Source organism: Paracoccus beibuensis, assembly GCF_026162625.1.
GTDB classification, from domain to species: domain Bacteria; phylum Pseudomonadota; class Alphaproteobacteria; order Rhodobacterales; family Rhodobacteraceae; genus Paracoccus; species Paracoccus beibuensis.
In genome coordinates, this window is record NZ_JAOTBD010000004.1 from 32,355 (window position 1) to 51,989 (window position 19,635).

21 protein-coding genes are annotated in these 19,635 nt (G+C 66.0%); 12 read left to right on the forward strand and 9 right to left on the reverse strand.

The window, feature by feature from the left end; genetic code table 11:
- Nucleotides 1–48 precede the first annotated feature (48 nt).
- From OC159_RS04025 to OC159_RS04050, 6 genes are all read left to right on the forward strand, one after another.
- Entirely contained in the window at nucleotides 49–1,869 is a 1,821-nt protein-coding gene (locus OC159_RS04025) for a M3 family oligoendopeptidase (protein WP_265499867.1), read from the forward strand.
- Complete coding sequence (locus OC159_RS04030) at nucleotides 1,866–2,402, forward strand: GNAT family N-acetyltransferase (protein WP_265499868.1); 537 nt, start codon at nucleotides 1,866–1,868, stop codon at nucleotides 2,400–2,402. Before OC159_RS04025 ends, OC159_RS04030 begins: the two co-directional genes overlap by 4 nt.
- Nucleotides 2,396–3,577 carry a dipeptidase gene (locus tag OC159_RS04035; protein ID WP_265499869.1) on the forward strand — a complete coding sequence of 394 codons (1,182 nt, stop codon included), beginning with the start codon at nucleotides 2,396–2,398 and terminating at the stop codon, nucleotides 3,575–3,577. Before OC159_RS04030 ends, OC159_RS04035 begins: the two co-directional genes overlap by 7 nt.
- A 10-nt stretch (nucleotides 3,578–3,587) precedes the next feature.
- Nucleotides 3,588–3,971 (forward strand): D-ribose pyranase, encoded by a 384-nt coding sequence (rbsD, locus tag OC159_RS04040; protein WP_265499870.1) that lies wholly within the window; start codon nucleotides 3,588–3,590, stop codon nucleotides 3,969–3,971.
- Between the two features lie 61 nt (nucleotides 3,972–4,032).
- The gene (locus tag OC159_RS04045; RefSeq protein WP_265499871.1) at nucleotides 4,033–4,179 is read left to right on the forward strand and encodes an entericidin A/B family lipoprotein; all 147 of its coding nucleotides are present in this window, start codon (nucleotides 4,033–4,035) and stop codon (nucleotides 4,177–4,179) included.
- Nucleotides 4,180–4,420: 241 nt separating this feature from the next.
- A complete protein-coding gene (locus OC159_RS04050) occupies nucleotides 4,421–4,804 on the forward strand; it encodes a hypothetical protein (RefSeq protein WP_265499872.1) in 384 nt (127 codons plus the stop codon).
- Between the two features lie 150 nt (nucleotides 4,805–4,954).
- Here OC159_RS04050 and lepA read toward each other — a convergent pair whose 3' ends face one another.
- The 4 genes from lepA to OC159_RS04070 all read right to left on the reverse strand — a co-directional run bounded on the left by lepA (nucleotide 4,955) and on the right by OC159_RS04070 (nucleotide 9,323).
- On the reverse strand, nucleotides 4,955–6,754 hold the full coding sequence (gene lepA, locus OC159_RS04055) for a translation elongation factor 4 (RefSeq protein WP_265499873.1): 1,800 nt from the start codon (nucleotides 6,752–6,754) through the stop codon (nucleotides 4,955–4,957).
- A gap of 64 nt (nucleotides 6,755–6,818) precedes the next feature.
- A complete protein-coding gene (locus OC159_RS04060) occupies nucleotides 6,819–7,514 on the reverse strand; it encodes a type 1 glutamine amidotransferase domain-containing protein (protein ID WP_265499874.1) in 696 nt (231 codons plus the stop codon).
- Between the two features lie 172 nt (nucleotides 7,515–7,686).
- On the reverse strand, nucleotides 7,687–8,631 hold the full coding sequence (locus tag OC159_RS04065) for a DMT family transporter (protein WP_265499875.1): 945 nt from the start codon (nucleotides 8,629–8,631) through the stop codon (nucleotides 7,687–7,689).
- Entirely contained in the window at nucleotides 8,628–9,323 is a 696-nt protein-coding gene (locus tag OC159_RS04070) for an HAD family hydrolase (protein WP_265499876.1), read from the reverse strand. The genes OC159_RS04065 and OC159_RS04070 overlap by 4 nt, the downstream gene beginning before the upstream one ends.
- Nucleotides 9,324–9,397: 74 nt before the next feature.
- Here OC159_RS04070 and OC159_RS04075 point away from each other — a divergent pair, with 74 nt between their 5' ends.
- From OC159_RS04075 to OC159_RS04085, 3 genes are all read left to right on the forward strand, one after another.
- Nucleotides 9,398–9,586, forward strand: a complete 189-nt coding sequence (locus OC159_RS04075; RefSeq protein ID WP_265499877.1) for a heavy-metal-associated domain-containing protein — start codon at nucleotides 9,398–9,400, stop codon at nucleotides 9,584–9,586.
- 123 nt (nucleotides 9,587–9,709) lie between these two features.
- The gene (locus OC159_RS04080; protein WP_265499878.1) at nucleotides 9,710–10,012 is read left to right on the forward strand and encodes a hypothetical protein; all 303 of its coding nucleotides are present in this window, start codon (nucleotides 9,710–9,712) and stop codon (nucleotides 10,010–10,012) included.
- Nucleotides 10,013–10,016: 4 nt separating this feature from the next.
- A complete protein-coding gene (locus tag OC159_RS04085; protein WP_265499879.1) occupies nucleotides 10,017–10,697 on the forward strand; it encodes an NAD-dependent deacylase in 681 nt (226 codons plus the stop codon).
- Here the strand turns inward: OC159_RS04085 and parA are convergent.
- Nucleotides 10,694–11,329 carry a ParA family partition ATPase gene (gene parA, locus OC159_RS04090; protein ID WP_265499880.1) on the reverse strand — a complete coding sequence of 212 codons (636 nt, stop codon included), beginning with the start codon at nucleotides 11,327–11,329 and terminating at the stop codon, nucleotides 10,694–10,696. The two genes, OC159_RS04085 and parA, sit on opposite strands and share 4 nt — an antisense overlap.
- A 74-nt stretch (nucleotides 11,330–11,403) precedes the next feature.
- The gene (locus OC159_RS04095) at nucleotides 11,404–11,724 is read right to left on the reverse strand and encodes an antibiotic biosynthesis monooxygenase family protein (protein ID WP_265499881.1); all 321 of its coding nucleotides are present in this window, start codon (nucleotides 11,722–11,724) and stop codon (nucleotides 11,404–11,406) included.
- 124 nt (nucleotides 11,725–11,848) lie between these two features.
- On the opposite strand from OC159_RS04095, the gene OC159_RS04100 reads away from it, so the two are divergent.
- Nucleotides 11,849–12,898 carry a dipeptidase gene (locus OC159_RS04100; protein ID WP_265499882.1) on the forward strand — a complete coding sequence of 350 codons (1,050 nt, stop codon included), beginning with the start codon at nucleotides 11,849–11,851 and terminating at the stop codon, nucleotides 12,896–12,898.
- 34 nt (nucleotides 12,899–12,932) lie between these two features.
- On the opposite strand, the gene OC159_RS04105 is transcribed toward OC159_RS04100, so the two are convergent.
- Entirely contained in the window at nucleotides 12,933–14,213 is a 1,281-nt protein-coding gene (locus OC159_RS04105; RefSeq protein WP_265499883.1) for a helix-turn-helix domain-containing protein, read from the reverse strand.
- 108 nt (nucleotides 14,214–14,321) lie between these two features.
- Nucleotides 14,322–15,551 carry a 5-aminolevulinate synthase gene (gene hemA, locus OC159_RS04110; RefSeq protein ID WP_265499884.1) on the reverse strand — a complete coding sequence of 410 codons (1,230 nt, stop codon included), beginning with the start codon at nucleotides 15,549–15,551 and terminating at the stop codon, nucleotides 14,322–14,324.
- 162 nt (nucleotides 15,552–15,713) lie between these two features.
- On the opposite strand from hemA, the gene OC159_RS04115 reads away from it, so the two are divergent.
- Nucleotides 15,714–17,099 (forward strand): M20/M25/M40 family metallo-hydrolase, encoded by a 1,386-nt coding sequence (locus tag OC159_RS04115; RefSeq protein WP_265499885.1) that lies wholly within the window; start codon nucleotides 15,714–15,716, stop codon nucleotides 17,097–17,099.
- A 67-nt stretch (nucleotides 17,100–17,166) separates the two neighbouring features.
- Here OC159_RS04115 and OC159_RS04120 read toward each other — a convergent pair whose 3' ends face one another.
- On the reverse strand, nucleotides 17,167–17,808 hold the full coding sequence (locus OC159_RS04120; RefSeq protein WP_265499886.1) for a lytic transglycosylase domain-containing protein: 642 nt from the start codon (nucleotides 17,806–17,808) through the stop codon (nucleotides 17,167–17,169).
- 265 nt (nucleotides 17,809–18,073) lie between these two features.
- Here OC159_RS04120 and gatB point away from each other — a divergent pair, with 265 nt between their 5' ends.
- Nucleotides 18,074–19,585, forward strand: coding sequence for an Asp-tRNA(Asn)/Glu-tRNA(Gln) amidotransferase subunit GatB (gene gatB, locus OC159_RS04125; RefSeq protein ID WP_265499887.1), 1,512 nt, complete (start codon nucleotides 18,074–18,076; stop codon nucleotides 19,583–19,585).
- The last annotated feature ends 50 nt before the right edge of the window (nucleotides 19,586–19,635 follow it).

Consider the following 19,635-nt stretch of genomic DNA (forward strand, 5'->3'; position numbering starts at 1 on the left):
ACGCGCTGCAGCGTCCAAATCCGTGACAAGCGACAGAAAGGACAGACGATGGCAGGCTATATGGCCTTCGACGCGACCGAACCCGCCCGCAGCCAGGGCGATTTCGGCAATCTTCCGGAATGGGACCTGACCGACCTTTATCCCGCGCCCGACAGCCTCGAACTCGCGGCGGATGTCGACAAGCTCGACGGCCTGGTCCAGCAGTTCGCCGGCGACTATCGCGGCAAGCTGGCCGACCTGACGCCCCAGCAGATGCTGACCTGCATCCAGACCTATGAACAGATCGACATCCTGGCCGGACGCATCATGTCCTATGTCGGCCTGCGTTATTACCAGAACACGACCGACCCGCTGCGCGCCAAGCAGATGGGCGACCTGCAGGGCCAGATCACCGACCTGACGACGCCGCTGGTCTTCTTCAGCCTCGAATTCAACCGCGTCCCGGACGAGACCTACCAGTCGGTCTTCACCGCCGCCGAGGGGCCCGCGCGCTACAGGCCGGTCTTCGACCGTATGCGGGCCATGCGCCCCCACCAGCTCTCGGACGAGCTGGAGCAGTTCCTCCACGACAACTCGGTGGTGGGTGCCGCCGCCTGGAACCGCCTTTTCGACGAAACCACCGCCGCCCTGACCTTCGAGGTCGAGGGAGAGACGCTTGGCCTGGAAGCCACGCTGAACCTGCTGACCGACCACGACCGCGCCCGGCGCGAGGCGGGCGCGCGGGCGTTGGCAAAGGTATTTACCGCAAATGTCGGGCTGTTTTCGCGCATCCACAACACGCTGGCCAAGGAAAAGGCCATCGAGGACAAGTGGCGCAAGATGCCCAACCCCCAATACGGCCGCCATCTGGCGAACCATGTCGAACCCGAGGTGGTTGAGGCGCTGCGAAACGCCGTCACCGCCGCCTATCCGCGCCTGTCGCACCGTTACTATGCGCTGAAGGCCCGGTGGCTGGGTCTGGACAAGCTGCAGGTCTGGGACCGCAACGCCCCCTTGCCGACGGAAACGCCCCGCACCATCGATTGGCCCGAGGCGCGGGCGACTGTCATGGACGCCTATGCAGGTTTTTCGCCGCAACTGGCCGAGCTGGCGCAGCCGTTCTTCGACAAGGGCTGGATCGACGCCGCCGTCAAGCCGGGAAAGGCGCCGGGCGCCTTCGCCCATCCGACCGTGACCACCGCGCATCCTTATATCCTGCTGAACTACCTGGGCAAACCGCGCGACGTGATGACCCTGGCGCATGAGCTGGGTCACGGCGTCCACCAGCGCCTGGCCGCCGCACAAGGAGAGCTTCTGGCCTCGACGCCCCTGACGCTGGCGGAGACCGCCTCGGTCTTTGGCGAGATGCTGACCTTCCGCGCGCTGCTGGCCCGGACCACCGATCCGGCGCAGAAAAAGGCCCTGCTGGCCGGCAAGGTCGAGGACATGATCAACACGGTCGTCCGCCAGATCGCCTTTTACGACTTCGAATGCCGCCTGCACGCCGCGCGGGCCGAGGGCGAGCTGACCCCTGACGACATCAACGCCATCTGGATGCAGGTTCAGCACGAAAGCCTGGGGCCGGTCTTCGAATACATGCCGGGGTATGAGACGTTCTGGACCTATGTCCCGCATTTCGTGCACTCGCCCTTCTACGTCTATGCCTATGCCTTCGGCGACGGGCTGGTAAACGCGCTCTATGCCGCCTACGAAGACGGGCTGCCCGAGTTCCAGGAGAAGTATTTCGACCTGCTGAAGGCAGGCGGATCGAAGCATCACAAGGAACTGCTGGCCCCCTTCGGCCTCGACGCGTCGGACCCCGCCTTCTGGAACAAGGGGCTGTCGATGATCGAGGGCTTCATCGACGAACTCGAGGCACTGGAGGCGTGATCACCTTGGCGCTGCTCGGTCGCGACCGCTTCGAGGATGTCAGCCACATCGCGGTCGCGCCCGAGCAGGAGCCGTTCAGCGGCACAATCGCCGGCCACTTTACCGTCGGCGAACCCCTCTGCGACTTTCACGTCATCCGACGGGACGGGCACGCTGTCGGCTTCTTCAAGATCGACCGCGACTACGCGTCCCGCATGGAGCTGGCGCGGCCGGGGGAACTGGGGCTGCGGGGTGTGATGATCGACCGCGCCTGGCAGGGACGCGGCATCGGCAAGGCGGCCATGGCGCTGTTGCGGGAACATCTTTGCCAGCACTACCCCAAGGCCCGCGGCTGCGTGCTGACCGTCAACACGATCAATGCCGCCGCCCGCGCGGTCTATCTGTCGGCGGGCTTCCGCGACGGCCGAGAGCTCTACCACGGCGGAAAGATCGGCCCGCAGCATGTCCTGCGCCTTGACCTCTGGCCCGCTGCCGGTACGGTTCGCGCGGCAGACCACCCCGCTGCCGGGCCATCGTCGGAGAGGCAATGCTGAAACGGATCCTCCTGTCGCTTCTGGCGATCGTCGTGGTCGGGCTGATAGCCTTCTTCTCGCTTGCGCCCGCCTATGTCGAGCGATTGATGAACCCCGTGTCCATGCCCGCCGAAGGCTGGCCCGTCAGCGACGAGGCGCGCGCGCTGCACCAACGCCTTGTCATCGGCGACTGGCACGCCGATCCGCTTTTGTGGGACCGTGACCTTCTGAAGCGCGTCGACCGGGGGCACACCGACGTGCCGCGGCTGCTTGAGGGCAACGTCGCCGTGCAGGTGTTCACCACGGTCACCAAGAGCCCGCGCGGCCAGAACTATGACCACAACAGCGCGGCCAGCGGCGACAACATCACACCCCTGTTCATCGGCCAGCTTCGTCCGCCACGGTCCTTATTCTCGCTGCACGAACGCGCCCTCGTGCAGGCCGAGGCGCTGGAAGATGCCGCCCGGCGCGCCCCCGACCAGTTGCGGATCATCCGGACCCAGGGCGACCTGGCGCAGCTTCTGGCAGCGCGTGACAGCGGCCAGCGAGTCCTGGGCGCCATCATCGGCTCGGAGGGCGGCCACCCGCTGGAGGGGGATCTGGGCAAGCTCGACGCCCTCTACGGTGCGGGGTTCCGGCTGATGGGCCTGACGCATTTCTTCGACAACGAGCTGGGCGGCAGCCTGCATGGAGAGGGCGGCAGCGGCGCGGGCCTGTCGGATTTCGGGCGGCAGGTTGTCGACCGGATGATGCAGCTTGGCATGGTCATCGACGTGACCCACGCCGCCCCGCAGATGGTCGAGGATGTTCTGGCCATTCCAGGGACGCGGCCCGTCCTGTCGCATACCGGCATCAACGGCCACTGCCCCAGTCCGCGCAACCTGCCCGACGATCTTGTGGCGCGCATTGCGGATGCAGGCGGGCTGATCGGCGTCGGCTACTGGTCCGATGTGATCTGCGGCCAAACGCCTGCCGACGTGGCCGACGCGATCGCCGCAGCCATAGAGATCGCGGGCGATGATCACGTGTCGCTCGGGTCGGACTGGGACGGATCGGTCGATACCCCGTTCGATGCAGCGCACTTGCCGGCGCTGACCCAGGCCCTTCTGGACCGCGGCCTGTCCGAAGAACAGATCGCCAAGGTCATGGGGGCCAACATGATGGCGTACTTGGCCGACACGCTGCCCCAACGCTAGGATCCCTGTCATGAAACGTGGCCCACTCCTGCATTCCCGTCTGTCTGGACTGATTGCCGCCCTCGGCCATGGGGACCTGCTTGTCGTTGGTGACGCCGGACTGCCTGTACCGCGCGGCGTTGAATGCGTGGATTTGGCGGTGACGGCTGGCGTGCCCGGCATTTTCGACGTGCTCGACGCCATTCTCGCCGAATCCGTGGTCGAACGCTCGCTCATCGCGACCGAGACACCTGCCGATCTCGTTCGACGGTTCTCGTCCCGGCAGGTCGGTACCCTTGATCTAAGGCCGCATGCCGATCTGAAGCGCCGCTCTGCCGAGGCCGTGGCCGTCGTCCGCACCGGCGAGTTCACCCCCTATGCCAATATCTGCCTGTGGTCCGGCGTTGCATTTTGACGGGAACCCGCTGCGACAAGTTGCGTTGCAATGTCAGTCGGTTGGCAAAGGAGACCACGAGATGCAGAAGAAAGTTCTGGGACTTACCGCCGTTCTGGCCATGTTCGCCCTGGCAGCGTGTGAAACTGTCCAAGGCGCAGGCCGCGATCTCTCGACCGCGGGCCAGGTGGTGCAAGAAGAAAGCGCCGAGGTGCAAGCCGGGATTTGATAATCCGCCACGAGGCCCGACCCCGGAGCGCCAAGCGTCGGGGTCGTTTCCTTCGCATGGCAGTCAGACGGTCTGTTGCGCCGCCGTTTTCTCGGGGGAGAAGCTAGCAAGTTCTTACGAGAATGGGTCTGGCTGCGGGATTCGAAGGGCTTGATTGTCTTCCTCAGCCTTAATGGCAAAATTCGAGAGAAGCTTCGTCCTGTCTGACACAGATACTGAAGGATTTTGTTGGGAAAGTGCCATGCGACTGCTTGCCATCCTGCTCCTTCTCACTCCGACGCCTGCCGCGGCGTTCCTAGCTCGCAACGGCATGCAAGCCACGGACGTCAGTCCGACGGACATAGCCGTGCTGTTCGACAGCGGCAGGATGGACACCGACTACTGGTGCGCCGCCGGCGATTTCGCGCAGCGGGTTCTGGACCTGCCGGTCACGACACGCCTATGGCGAGCCTCTCCGCAACCGCGCGGTGCCGGCAAGGGCATTCTGTTTACGCTGGCCGAGGCCAAAAAGGCAGAGGGCGCAGGTCTCTCGCAGTTCGGCGCGGGGCCGCGGGATGGGTCGGTTTCCATCGGGCAAGCCGTTTCAGCTTACTGCCAGATCGAGCTCCCCTTGTTCCGGGACTGACAACCAGACCTACGGCACGGCGGCGCAGTCACGCTGTGACCCGTCCGTTGCTCAGCTTCGATACGACGCTGGCGCTGGCGCTGGAGCGAAACCGCAAGGACACTACGGCAAGACGGCATCGTCGTCAGCCTGGACTGCCCGCCAAGCGCGTCAGCTATCCATCTTCAGCGCCTGGATGAACGCCGTCTGCGGGATCTCGACCTTGCCGAACTGACGCATCTTCTTCTTGCCGGCCTTCTGCTTTTCCAGCAGCTTCTTCTTCCGCGTCGCGTCGCCGCCATAGCACTTGGCTGTCACGTCCTTGCGCATCGCCGACAGGGTCTCACGCGCGATCACCCGGCTGCCGATGGCGGCCTGGATCGGGATCTTGAACATGTGCCGCGGGATCAGGTCCTTCAGCTTCTCGACCATCACGCGGCCACGGCTTTCGGCGCGGTCGCGGTGCACCATGATCGACAGCGCGTCCACGGGTTCGTCGTTCACCAGGATCGACATCTTGACCAGGAAATCCTCGCGGTATTCGCTGATCTGGTAATCGAAGCTGGCATAGCCCTTCGTGACCGACTTCAGCCGGTCGTAGAAGTCAAAGACCACCTCGGCCAGCGGCAGGTCATAGACCGCCATGGCGCGACTGCCGGCATAGGTCAGGTCCATCTGGATGCCACGCCGGTCCTGGCACAGCTTCAACACGTCTCCCAGAAATTCGTCGGGCACCATGATCGTGGCCTTGATGCGCGGCTCCTCGATATGGTCGACGAGCGTTAGGTCGGGCATGTCGGCGGGGTTGTGCAGGTCGCGCACCTCTCCATCCCTCATGTGCAGCTTGAAAACCACAGACGGCGCCGTCGTGATGAGGTCCAGGTCGTATTCCCGCTCCAGCCGGTCGCGGATGACCTCCAGGTGCAGAAGCCCCAGGAAGCCGCAGCGGAAGCCGAAGCCAAGCGCGGCCGAGGTTTCCATCTCGTAGCTGAAGGACGCGTCATTCAGGGCCAGCTTCTCGATCGCGTCACGCAGCGGCTCGAAGTCGTTGGCGTCCACCGGAAACAGACCGCAGAAAACCACCGGCTGCGCGGGCTTGAAGCCCGGCAGCGCGCGGTCCGCAGGCTTCTTCTCGTGCGTGACGGTGTCACCGACGCGGGTGTCGCGCACCTGCTTGATCGAGGCCGTAAACACGCCGATCTCGCCCGGTCCCAGTTCCTCGATGTCGCGCATCGCGGGCGTGAGGACGGCCAGCTTGTCCAAACGGTAGGTCGCGCCGGTCTGCATCATCTTGACCTGGTCGCCCTTGCGCACGATGCCGTCCATCACGCGGATCATCACGACGACGCCCAGGTAAGCGTCATACCAGCTGTCGACCAGCATCGCCTTCAACGGCGCGTTCCGATCACCCTTCGGCGCGGGAAGCCGCGTGACGATCGCTTCCAGAACGTCGGGAATGCCCAAGCCCGTCTTGGCAGAAATCGGAATAGCGTCCTGGGCATCGATGCCGATCACGTCCTCGATCTGCGCCTTCACCCGGTCCGGCTCGGCCGCGGGAAGGTCGATCTTGTTCAGGACCGGCACGATGTCATGGTTGGCGTCGATGGCCTGATAGACGTTGGCCAACGTCTGCGCCTCGACCCCTTGCGTCGCATCCACGACCAGAAGCGAACCCTCGACCGCGCGCATCGAGCGACTGACTTCGTAGGCGAAGTCGACATGGCCCGGCGTATCGATCAGGTTCAGCACATAGGTCTGCCCGTCCTTCGCCGGATATGCGATGCGGACGGTGTTGGCCTTGATGGTGATCCCCCGCTCGCGCTCGATATCCATGCTGTCCAGCATCTGGGCCTTCATGTCGCGTTCGGCGACAGTGCCCGTCAGCTGAATCAGCCGGTCGGCCAATGTGGATTTGCCGTGGTCGATATGAGCCACGATCGAAAAGTTGCGGATGAGGGAAAGCTCGGTCATGGCCGGGCTATACAGGCGCGCGCGGGCCACGAAAAGAGGCTATCGCGCGCGCGCGTCGTTTGTCTCAGGGCACCGTCGGCAAGTCGGCGGCCTGCAGCATCAGCCGGGCGACTTCGGCCGAGGATGCTGGGTTCTGGCCGGTCACCAGCTTGCCGTCCGAGACAACGAAGGGCTGCCAGTCGGGACCGCATTCGAAGCGCGCGCCTTGGGCCTTCAACTGCTCCTGCAGCAGGAACGGAACGGTGTCAGAAAGGCCGACCGCGTCTTCCTCGGCATTGGTGAAGCCAGCCACGCGCCGCCCCTCGACCAACGGCGCGCCGGACGAAAGCTTGGCCGACAGCAGCCCCGCCGGCCCGTGACAGACCGCGCCGACCACCGCGCCTGCTTTCCACGCACGCGCCAGAAGCGCGCCAAGTGCCTCGGACGTCGGAAGGTCCCACATCGTTCCGTGTCCGCCCGGAAGAAACACGATGTCGCAGCCCGAGACTTCGACGTCCTCGACCCGCTCGGTATGCTCCAGCCGGTGCATGGCCGCGTCATCCGCCCAGAACCTGCGGACTTCCGCAGTGACGGCGTCGTCCGCCTCGGATGACGGGTCCGCCGGAGGCTTGCCACCTGCTATGCTGGCCATTTCGACCCGATAGCCCGCGTCCGACAGGATCCAGTAAGACGCCGCCAGTTCCTCCCAATAAAAGCCCGTCCGCTTGCCGCTGTCGCCAAGCGTGTCGTGGGATGTCAGGATGATCAGCGCCTTGGGCATGGCAGGTTCCTTCCGGTTGCGCAGCGTCAAGACGACTGCGGATACGTCCGGTCAATGATCGCCGACGCCTCGCGGTTCCCGATGCCGCCGCGGCTGCGCGCGCGACCGTCCGGTCGCGCAGCCGCCAAGGCCCCTCGATGGGGCTGCAGGCGGCTTTTCTGCTGTGCTGCCCTCAACGCGAACCGGGCCGGATCAGCCCGTCGACCTGCCCGGCCGAACGTACCCGACGCCCCAGCCCCGCCTCGCGCCACATGGCATAAATGCCCGCCGCCGCGATCAGCCCTGCGCCGAACAGCATGGGCAGGTCCGGCCTCTCGCCGAAAACCACTGCCGCGACCAGCAGCGCAAAGCCAAGCCGCGTGTACCGGAAAGGTGCCACCACCGACGCCTCACCCAGCCGGGATGCCGCGATCAGCGTTGCATAGCCCAACACGCCGAAGACCACCGTTCCCGCCAGAAGGAACATCTGCAGCAGGTCGGGCAGCACCGCCCCCTGCCCGCCGACAGCCCCAAGGATCAGCCCCGCCGGCACCATCGCCGCATAGGCCGAGGCCGACAGTTGGTCGGACGCCACGTCCCGCGGCACCCGACGCGTCGCCAGGTCGCGCAGCGTCAGCCCGGCGACGCCCGCCACGGCCCACAGCATCGCCGGCTGAAATGCCGCCGTGCCCGGGCGCAGGATCAGCAGAACGCCCGCGAAACCCGCCGCGACAGATGCCCACCTGCGCCAGCCGACCTTCTCGCCCAGAAACACCGCCGCCCCAAGCACCAGCGTCAGAGGCAGCACCTGCAGGATCGCCGAAGTCGAGGCCAGTTCGCCGATCGCGAGCGCGGTGACGAAGCTGACCGCGCCGATCACCTCGCCCAGGTTGCGCAGAACGACCATCGGATGCAGCAGCTGCCGCGTCCACAGCCGCCCGCCGCGCCGCGACAGCCGCATCCAGAAGACGCCGGTCCCCAGCACGCCCGTCATGGCCAGCAGTTGCCAGACGGGCATGCCGCCGGTCAGCGTCTTGATGAACGCGTCCTCGATCGCGAACATCGCCATCGAGCCGATCATGAACATCGCGGCCCGCCCGTTCTCGCTCATCGGCGATGTCTGCGTGCCGTCCGTCATGCCTCGGCCTCCAGCCGCGCCACCAGGTCCGGCAGGTCCGACATGCTCTGCAACTGCCGCAGCCGGGGATGATCCGGCGCCTCGACCCGCTCGACCAGCCAGGTCAGTTCGTGCGGGATGAAGACGCCCCAGCCGCCCAGTTCCAGCACGGGAATGACGTCGCTGCGCATCGAGTTGCCGGCCATCAGGAACCCTTCGGCCGCCACGCCGTGCCCGTGCAGGACCCGCGCATAGGCCTCGGGCGTCTTGTCGGCCACGATCTCGACCGCAGTGAATCGATCGCCAAGGCCCGAGGCCGCAACCTTGCGCTCCTGGTCCATCAGGTCGCCCTTGGTGACAAGGATCAGCTTTCGTCCGGCAAGCCTGTCCAGCGCGTCGGCGACACCCGGCAACAGGTTCACCGGATGGGCCAGCATGTCCTGCCCCATTTCCAGGATGCGGCTGATCGTGCGACCGTCCACGGCTCCGTCCGTCAGCTCAACCGCCGTCTGGATCATCGACAGCATGAAGCCCTTGATGCCATAGCCATAGCGGGCCAGATTCGCACGCTCGGCATCGAACAGGCGCGAGGCAATGGCCTCGGCATCGCCATGTTCGGCCAGAAGCCTGCGAAACTCGGCCTCGGTCACGCGGAAGAAGGTCTCGTTCTCCCACAGGGTATCGTCGGCATCCAGCCCGATCGCCTTGATCATTGCGGTTCCTTTCGCGAATCTTGCCAGTCGGCGACGCAGCCACCATGATCGAACCTCCACCTTCGGAGGAAGACATGATCTACGAAGTTCCGGACATGACCTGCAGTCACTGCAAGGCAGCGGTCGAGAAAGCCATTGCCGATGCCGGTGGGCAAGCGCAAGTGGACCTGGACCGCAAGCGCGTCACGGTCGGCGGCTTGGACGAGGCGACGGCGCTGCAGGCAATCGTCGCGGCCGGATACCAGCCTACGCCCGCATCATGAAAACGCACGGCAGCGTGATTGAGCGTCGCGGATATTCCTGCTAGGCTTGCCGCACCGTTCAGGGGCCCAGAGACCGGATCAACCGGCTGCCCGCAACGGACACGGCAATCGAGGAGACAGTCCATGCTGAACCGTTTCATCATCGCGGCCGCCGCGGTCGTGATGACCACGCCCCTGGCCATGGCCGGGCCCATCGACTCGGCCTGCGTCCGGTCGGACCGCGCGCGTGGCAACGCGCCGCTTTGCGGCTGCATCCAGCAGGTGGCGAACCAGACGCTGTCGCGGTCCGACCAGCGTCAGGCCGCGCAGTTCTTCCGCGACCCGCACCGAGCGCAAGAGGTTCGCGCATCCAAGAGCGACCGCGACAACGCCTTCTGGCGCCGCTACCGCAACTTCGCCACGCAGGCCGAGCGTCTCTGCCGCTGAGGCGATGCGCATCACCGTCCTGACCGGGGCCGGCATCTCGGCCGAAAGCGGGCTGGCGACGTTTCGCGCCTCGGACGGGCTGTGGGAACAGCACCGGATCGAGGATGTCGCCACCCCCGAGGCCTTTGCCCGCGATCCCGATCTGGTACTGCGCTTCTATGACATGCGCCGCGCGGCAGCCGCCGCCGCGCATCCGAACGCCGCGCACCGGGCCTTGGTGCGGCTGGCGGCACATCACGACCTGACGCTGGTCACGCAGAACGTCGACGATCTGCACGAGCGGGCCGGCAGTCCCCATGTGATCCACATGCACGGCGCGCTGAACCGGGCCTGCTGTGCCGGATGCGGGCACCGCTGGACGGCACCGGCCGTCATGTCGGCCACCGATCCCTGCTCCGCCTGCTCGGCACCGGCCACCCGCCCCGACATCGTCTGGTTCGGTGAGACCCCACAGCACATCGAGGCGATCTGGGCCGCGCTCGAGGTCGCCGACCTCTTCGTCGCGATCGGCACGTCCGGGAACGTCTATCCAGCCGCAGGCTTCGCGCAGCATGCCGGCCGCAACGGCGCCCGGTGCCTGGAACTGAACCTCGACGCCAGCAGCAATGCGCGCGACTTCGACCAGCGCATCCTCGGGCCGGCAACCAGCATCGTGCCCGCTTGGGTCGACAGCCTGATCGGCTAGCCGATCGCCCTCAGCACCTCGTCGGTCAGCGCCGCCATCTCGGCCACCGCCGGGCCCGAGCGCGCCCGCTCGATCGCGCCCAGCCCCTGCCCGAGTGTCTCGGCATAGCTGACACGGTTCGAGACCCGGACCGCGGCGACCGCCGCGCCCAGTCCGGCCGCCTTCGCGGCGACCTCGACCGACAGCCGGGTGTTGGGGCGCGTGCGGTTCAGGACGACCAGAACTTCGGCCTTCTCGCGCCGCGCCAGGTCAAGGACCCCCTCGGTCGCCCAGAGGTCCACATGGCTGGTTGCCACCGGCACCAGCACGAGGTCCGCCACCCTCAGTGCGGGGCGCAGGTCGCTGTCGATCTTGGGCGGCGTGTCGATGATGACGAAGTCGAATCGCTTCTTCAACTTTTCGGATTCATAGCTTGCCCCCCAGGCCGACGAGGTCGAGAAGTCCATCGCCTCATCCTCGCCCCGCGCCTGCATCCGTTCCATGAACCAGCGGCCCATGCTGCCCTGCGGGTCGGTGTCGACCAGCGCCACCGAATGTCCCCGTGCGTGCAGGCAGACCGCCAGATTCACCGCCAGCGTGGTCTTGCCCGACCCGCCCTTCTGCTGCGCAACGGTGATGATCCGGCCCGCCATGCTGTTCCTCCGTCCATTTCGGACCAAACTAGCACCGCGTCAGCCGAATGCACCCCGTTTCTGCGGGTGCAGCATCATGGATAGACGCCCTGCACCTCGTACATCACCGGCTCGAAGCTTTTGCACATCGCGTGGATGTCGCGATTGCGGCGACGCATCTCCGGCTCGCGCAGCATCGCCTGATAGTCCTTGCGGTCGCGCCACTTGGAATAGGTCGCGATGCGCGTCTGCGCGTCGTTCAAATGGATCGCGCCGCCCAGGCATCCCGGCTGCTGGCTGATGACCTGCGCCCAGGCATCGGTGAGCAGGTCCAGGACGTCATGGGCGCTTCCGGGCGTCACCTCGAAGGTGGTGATGACCGTCTGACCCTGGAAGTCGGCAGTGATGTCGGGCATGGCTGGCGTCCTTGCTGGCGTTGCTCTGCCCACCCAGCCTAGCCCGGAAGCGCCGCTGCGCAAAGCATTGCGGCGGAACTGCAGGACGTGCAATCTGCCGGCGAAGAAGCGAAAGGACGATGCCATGATACCCGTCTTCGACGGCCATAACGATTTCCTGCAACGCGTGGTCGCGGCGGGCAGCGACGGCGCACGGCTGTGGCTGAACGGGGACGGCACGGGTCACATGGACCTGCCGCGGATGCGGGCCGGGGGCATGGTCGGCGGCTTCTTCGCCATCTGGATCCCCGCGCCTGTCGGCCCGAACGATGCCGATGCCGTCCGCCTGATGGAAAACCCGCCCTTCGCAATGGACCTGCCCGCCCAGATCCCGCATGACGAAGCGCTGCCCCCGGCGTTCGAGCAGGCCGCCGCGCTGCTTTCGCTGGAACGCACCGGGACGCTGGAGGTCGTGCGCAGCGCCTCGCAACTGCGCGCCTGTATCGACGCCGGGCGCATCGCCGCCATCATGCACATGGAGGGGGCCGAGGCGATCCGCGACACGGACGCGCTGCACCTGTGGTACGCCGCGGGGCTGCGGTCGCTAGGGCCGGTCTGGTCGCGTCCGACCGCCTATGGCGAAGGGGTACCGTTTGCGTTCCCGTCCTCGCCAGACATCGGGCCCGGGCTGACCAAGGCGGGGCACCGCCTGGTCCGGGACTGCAACGCGCTCGGCATCATGCTGGACCTGTCCCACCTGAACGAGGCCGGGTTCGACGACGTCGCGCGGCTGTCGGATGCGCCGCTGGTCGCCAGCCACAGCTGCGTCCACGCCATCTGCCCCAGCAGCCGCAACCTGACCGACCGACAGCTGCGCCAGATCGCCGACAGCGGTGGGCTGGTCGGGTTGAACTTCGCGTCAAGCTTCCTTCGCCCCGACGGCCGCCGCCTGCCGCTGGAGGATCTGGACGTCATGCTGCGCCACCTCGACCACCTGATCGGCATTCTGGGCGAGGACGGCGTGGCGCTGGGTTCGGATTTCGACGGCGCGCTGATGCCGCAGGACCTGGACCACGCGGCTGCGCTTCCCGCGCTGATCGCCGCAATGGCCAGACATGGCTATGGGGACGCGCTGGTGGCGAAGATCGCCCACCAGAACTGGATCTCGATGCTGGAGCGGACTTGGAAGGCGTGAATGGAAAAGGCCGGATGATCGTCCGGCCTTTCGCTTATTCCACGGTTGTGTCCCCGCCGGCAGGTGGCGCAATCTGCGCCACAGCAACCATGTCGGCAAGCTCGGGGTCGGCCGACAGGTCGGCCAGGGCATAGCTTCCCGTCAGTCCGTCCACCGACAGCTCGATCTTGCTCACGACCTGCGCGCCGGGCGCTGCGGGACCATAGGTCTGGCCATTGACGGCGAAATAGACCGCGCCGGAATTCCCCGTCCGCAGAAGCGGCGCTTCTTCAAGATGCGGCAAGGCAAAACGTTCGCCCGCGTCCATGATCTTTTCCAGCAAGACCGTTCCGTCGGCCGAGGTGACGCGCACCCAAGCCGGGCGCACCGACAGCAGCTCCAACTGCGCGGGATCGGCGGCAACGGTCCGCACGCCCGGCTCGGATGGGACCTGCACCTGCCGAGGTGGCGCGAGGGGCCCGATGAACTCGGAAGGACCGGGCGCTTCGGCAGTCTGCTCCGCGCCGATACCGCCGGCGGAAGCGATGACCTGTTCCACGGTGGCCGAACTGTCCATCAATCCCGGATCAATGGCGGCGATAGGACCGTCCCGCGCCGTCAGCACCGGCGCCTCCAGGATCTGCGGCCGATAGAGCCGGTCCAACGCGTCCGGCTGCGGCAGGGTTTGCGCAATATCGCGGCCCGAGATCTGGACCAGTTCGGGATCCGAAAGGTCCGCACCCTCCGCTGGATCAAGCGCCGTTACGACCGCCGGAAGGTCGTCCCCCGGCAGCAGCGTTACGCGCTGGACCTCTTGCAGGACGGCCCATCCGCCATAGCCCAGACCGGAGATCACGGCGATCAGGACAAGCACCGCGCCGATTGCGCGCGGCTCGACGTCGGCCCAGAAGCTGCGCTCCTGCGGGATGAACAACGCGCGCGGATTGGCCAGCGCCTCGGCCGGATCGGACGGCCGGCGCGCCGGTTTCGGCCCCGACGCCGAGGCAGCCATACCATGCGTCGGCTGAAAGCCGGATTCCTGACAGAACCGCCGGAAGGTCCAGTCGGGGTCCATGCCCAGATAGCGCGCATAGGACCGCACATAGCCCGAAATGAAACTGGGCGTGTCGAAGGCAGAGATGTCGCAATTCTCGATGGCGGCGACATAGGACGCGCGAATGCGCAACTCTCGCTGCACGTCGAGCAGTGACTTGCCCAACGTCGCGCGCTCTCCTCGCATGAGGTCGCCCAACCGCGTGTCATCGTCGAGGAAGGAAGTCGTCACCTCCACCTGCGCGAACCCCTCTGCCGGGTCTTCTACCCGCAGCCTGTTCATCCCGTGTGCCTCATACGCCCGTTATATGGCCGTCCGAATCGGACGCTACCACCGCTTGTTTACCCGCATGATATCACGCAGGCGAGAGCAGTTCATCCAACGATTGTGCTAAGCACTCAGTTCCGAGCGATTCAGGGCACAGTGCGACCAGAGCGCATCCATGGCGCGCACCAGATGGTCGATCTGCTTGGGATCGTGCACCGGCGAAGGGGTGAAGCGCAGCCGTTCCGTGCCGCGCGGGACCGTCGGGAAGTTGATCGGCTGGACGTAGATGCCATAGTCGCGCAGCAGCATGTCCGACAGCGCCTTGCAGTGGACCGGATGGCCGACATGCACGGGCACGATGTGGCTGCCGTGGTCGATGATCGGCATCCCCAGCGATTTCAGCCGCATCTTCAGGATGCGCGCATGCAGCTGCTGGGCGTCGCGCAGCTTCTGGCCAGCAGGGGTCTTCAGGAAGGCGATCGATGCCGCCGCACCTGCCGCCACCGCGGGCGGCAGAGAGGTCGTGAAGATGAAGCCCGGCGCATAGGACCGGATCGCGTCGCACATCTTGGCGCTGGCCGCGATATAGCCGCCGAACACGCCAAACGCCTTGCCGAGCGTGCCGTTGATGATGTCGATGCGCCCGACCAGGCGGTCACGCTCGGCCACGCCGCCGCCGCGGGGGCCGTACATGCCCACGGCATGAACCTCGTCCAGATAGGTGAGCGCGCCGAATTCCTGCGCCAGATCGCAAATCGCCGCAACGGGACCGAAGTCGCCGTCCATGGAATAGATCGATTCGAACGCGATCAGCTTGGGCGCGGCCGGATCGTCGGCCGCAAGCAGCTGGCGCAGATGCGCGAGGTCGTTGTGCCGGAAAATCCGCTTGGCGCCGCCGTTGCGCTTGATCCCCTCGATCATGGAGGCGTGGTTCAGCTCGTCCGAATAGATGATCAGCCCCGGAAACAGCTTGGGCAGCGTCGAAAGTGTCGCGTCATTGGCAATATATGCCGAGGAGAAGACCAGCGCGGCCTCTTTCTCGTGCAGATCGGCCAATTCGGCTTCCAGCCGCTTGTGATAGACCGTGGTGCCGCTGATGTTGCGCGTCCCGCCCGACCCGGCCCCCGTCGCGTCCAGCGCCTCGTGCATGGCGGCGAGGACCGTGGGGTGCTGGCCCATGCCCAGATAGTCGTTGCCGCACCAGACGGTGATCTCCTGCTGCGCACCATCGGGGCGGTTCCACACGGCCTGCGGAAACCGGCCCTTCGCGCGCTCGATGTCGATGAAGGTCCGGTACCGGCCCTCTTCGTGCAGTCGCGAAATGGCCTGGTCCAATGCGGCGTCGTACTTCATGCGGGCGATCCCTTGCGTAGCTGGCTGGGTGCGATCATTCTCCGACCGCGCGCTTTATGCCTTGATAGAGGTCAAACTGCGAAAATGACAGATCGAAAAAGCTGCGTTTCGACCAAAGGGGCAGACGCCGACGTTGAACCGACACAGGAAAAGGTAGGAAACATGGCCGATCACGCAAGGCTAGGGGACATGCTGACGCAGGTGGACCAGGGATTGGAGGACGCCTTGGCGCGTCTGATGGATTTCCTGCGCATCCCGTCGATCTCGACCGATCCGGCCCATGCGGGCGATGTTCGGGCCGCGGCGGAATGGCTGCGCGCGGAACTGGCCGCGTTGGGCTTCGAGGCAGAGGTGCACGACACGCCAGGCCACCCGATGGTCGTGGCCCGGTCGGCCGCCGGCGGCGCGCGGCCGCTGCTGTTCTATGGTCACTACGACGTCCAGCCGGTCGACCCGCTGGACCTGTGGAACCGCCCGCCGTTCGAGCCCGCAATCGAGGAAACACCCCGGGGGCCCGTCATCCGGGCGCGCGGCGCGTCCGACGACAAGGGTCAGCTGATGACCTTCGTCGAGGCATTCCGCGCCTGGAAGGCCGTGCATGGCAGCCTGCCCACCGATCTTGTGCTGCTGTTCGAGGGCGAGGAGGAGTCGGGATCCCCGTCGCTGCGCCCGTTCCTGCAGCAGCATGCTGAGAGCCTCCGCGCCTCGCTTGCGATCATCTGCGACACCGGCCGCTATGCCGATGGCCGGCCTGCCATTACCACGCAGCTGCGCGGCTTGGTCGGACAGGAGGTCGTCATCGACGCCGCTGACCGCGACCTGCATTCGGGCAGCTTCGGAGGCCTGGCCGCGAACCCGATCATGATCCTGGCTCAGGCCCTGGCCGGGCTGAAGGACGACACGGGCCGCGTCACCCTGCCCGGCTTTTATGACGGCGTCGAGGATCTGCCGCCCGAACTAGCGCGCGACTGGGAGGCGCTGAACTTCGACGCGTCCGAGTTCCTAAGCCGCGTCGGCCTGTCGACCCCCATCGGCGAAAAAGGCCGCACCGCGCTGGAGATGGCGTGGAACCGCCCGACCGCCGAGATCAACGGGATTGCCGGCGGCTATGCCGGAGACGGCTTCAAGACTGTACTTCCCGCGCAGGCGCGCGCCAAGGTCAGCTTCCGCCTGACCGGCAAGCAGGACCCACAAGCCGTCCGCCAGGCCTTCCAGGACCATGTCCGGCGCTTCGTTCCCGCCGATTGCAACGTCACCTTTTATGACCACGGCGCCAGCTCGGCCAGCGTCATGGACATCTCGGACCCGGCCTTTGCGATGGCCAAGGATGCACTGACCGAGGAATGGGGCCAGGACGCCGCCTTCATCGGCGCCGGCGGCTCGATCCCCATTGCCGGCGACTTCCGCGACATCCTCGGCATGGATTCGCTGCTGGTCGGCTTTGCCCGCGACGACGACCGCATCCATTCGCCGAACGAGAAATACGACGTCGAGAGCTTTGCCAGGGGCGCACGCTCCTGGACACGCATCCTAGCGGCCCTGCGCTGACGAGAACGGGGGTGAGCATCTCTGCTCGCCCCCGCGACTTCTTCCGCCAGATCCCGGCCAGCGCCCTTCAGCTTTTGGCAGAGCAGTAGCTTTGGCTGGAGGTCCAGGCCGCGATATCCGCGCGCTTCGACGAGCTGCGCATCGGCGCCCAGTCCCGCGCCACGCCCCGCCAGCCGCCGTCGTCCCGGGCCACCGCGTTGTCGCGGGCGACCTGCCGCGACATGATCTTGACCGCGCAGGCCATGTTGTCGGCACCGTTCTTGATGTTGCCGTCGCAGTCGTAATTGCGCCAGGTGGCGGGCGCGATCTGCATCAGTCCCAACCACCGCCCGCCGCCGCCCGAGGCCTGCGGGTTGTACGTGCTCTCGTGCTTGGCCACGGCGGACAGCAGCCCCGCCCAGAACGCCTTGCGGCCCGGCTGCGCCAGCTGGCGATAATTCGGGCAGAACTCGGTGATGTCGTTCGGAACGTTCGACATGATCGTCACGCCCTCGCGGTCCAGCGCCGCCAGCGTGGCGCGGGTCCATTCGTCGGAACCGTTGCGCTCTCCCCACCGCATCGGGGGCTCCTGGGCCAGCGCCATTTCCTGGGCCTCGACCTGCGCATTCGGCGTGGCAGAGGGAGTTGTGGAACAGGCGGCCAGCAGAGCAAGGGCGGCAAGGGAAAGCGCGGCGCGCATCGTGACCTCGAATGGCAATTTCGTCGTCATCTGCAATATCCGGTCCGCAAGACGCCGCAAGCCACAGCATTTTGCGTCGGCGGGTTCGCGCCCCAATGCCGCCTGTCGATGCTCGGAAATCCGCCGACCGGGATGGGCAGCCGCATCACTGGCGCATAATTTTACACGCATTTTAGCTTTCGCAGGCCGCCGGCCGATTCGATGGGCAACGATCGCGGCAGCTGCCAGCCCGTGACAATCCCCCGGCCTTGCCCTAGAAAAGCCGCCAGACCGTAAAGCCGCAGACGAGGCCCCCATGCTTGACCTGACCCTGACCCCCCCGGCCCCCAAGGTGATCCAGGGCGCGAAAAGCGAATGGGAGCTGGTCATCGGGCTTGAAGTTCACGCCCAGGTGGCCTCGAAGGCCAAGCTGTTTTCCGGCGCCTCGACCGCCTTCGGGGCCGAGCCAAACAGCAACGTGGCCTTCGTCGATGCCGCCATGCCGGGCATGCTGCCGGTCATCAACGAATTCTGCGTGGCACAGGCGGTGCGCACCGGGCTTGGGCTCAAGGCCCAGATCAACCTGCGCAGCGCGTTCGACCGCAAGAACTACTTCTATCCCGACCTGCCGCAGGGCTACCAGATCAGCCAACTCTATCACCCCATCGTGGGCGAGGGCGAGGTGATCGTCGACATGGCCCCGGGGATCGCGCGCCTCGTGCGGATCGAGCGCATTCACCTTGAACAGGACGCCGGCAAGTCGATCCACGACATGGATCCGACCATGTCATTCGTGGACCTGAACCGCACCGGGGTCGCCCTGATGGAGATCGTCAGCCGCCCCGACATCCGCGGCCCCGAGGAAGCGGCGGCCTATGTGTCCAAGCTGCGCCAGATCATGCGTTACCTGGGCACCTGCGACGGCAACATGCAGAACGGCAACCTGCGCGCCGACGTCAACGTCAGCGTCTGCAAGCCCGGCGACTATGAACGCTTTCAGGAAACCGGCGACTTCGGCCACCTCGGCACGCGCTGCGAGATCAAGAACATGAACTCGCTGCGCTTCATCCAGGCCGCCATCGAATACGAAGCACGCCGCCAGATCGCCATCCTTGAGGACGGCGGCAGCATCGTGCAGGAAACCCGGCTCTATGACCCCGACAAGGCCGAGACCCGGTCGATGCGCTCCAAGGAAGAGGCGCATGACTATCGCTATTTCCCCGATCCCGACCTTCTGCCGCTGGACATCGAGCAGGCGTGGGTCGACGACATCGCGGCTGGCATGCCCGAGTTGCCGGATGAAAAGAAGGCTCGCTTCGTCACGGCGCTCGGCCTGTCGGATTACGATGCCGGCGTGCTCACCGCCGATGTCGAAAGTGCGAACTTTTTCGAAGCCGTGGCCGAGGGCCGCGACGGCAAGATGGCCGCGAACTGGGTCATCAACGAGCTGTTCGGCCGGCTGAACAAGGAGGGGCTGACTGTTCAGACTTCTCCCGTCTCGGCCGCGCAGTTGCGCGGCGTGATCGACCTGATCGCCAAGGGCGACATCTCGGGCAAGATCGCCAAGGACCTGTTCGAAATCCTGTGGTCCGGAGGCGGCGATCCGGCCGAAATCGTCGAAGCGCGCGGCATGAAGCAGGTCACCGACCTTGGCGCCATCGAGGCCGCCGTGGACCAGATCATCGCCGACAACCCCGCCCAGGTCGAAAAGGCGAAGGCCAACTCCAAGCTGGCGGGCTGGTTCGTGGGCCAGGTGCTGAAGGCGACGGGCGGCAAGGCCAATCCCGCGGCCGTCAATGAACTGGTTGCCCGGAAACTGGGACAATAAGATCCCCCGGTGCCGCACGGGCGGCACCGCCACGCTTGTCAGGACCGAAC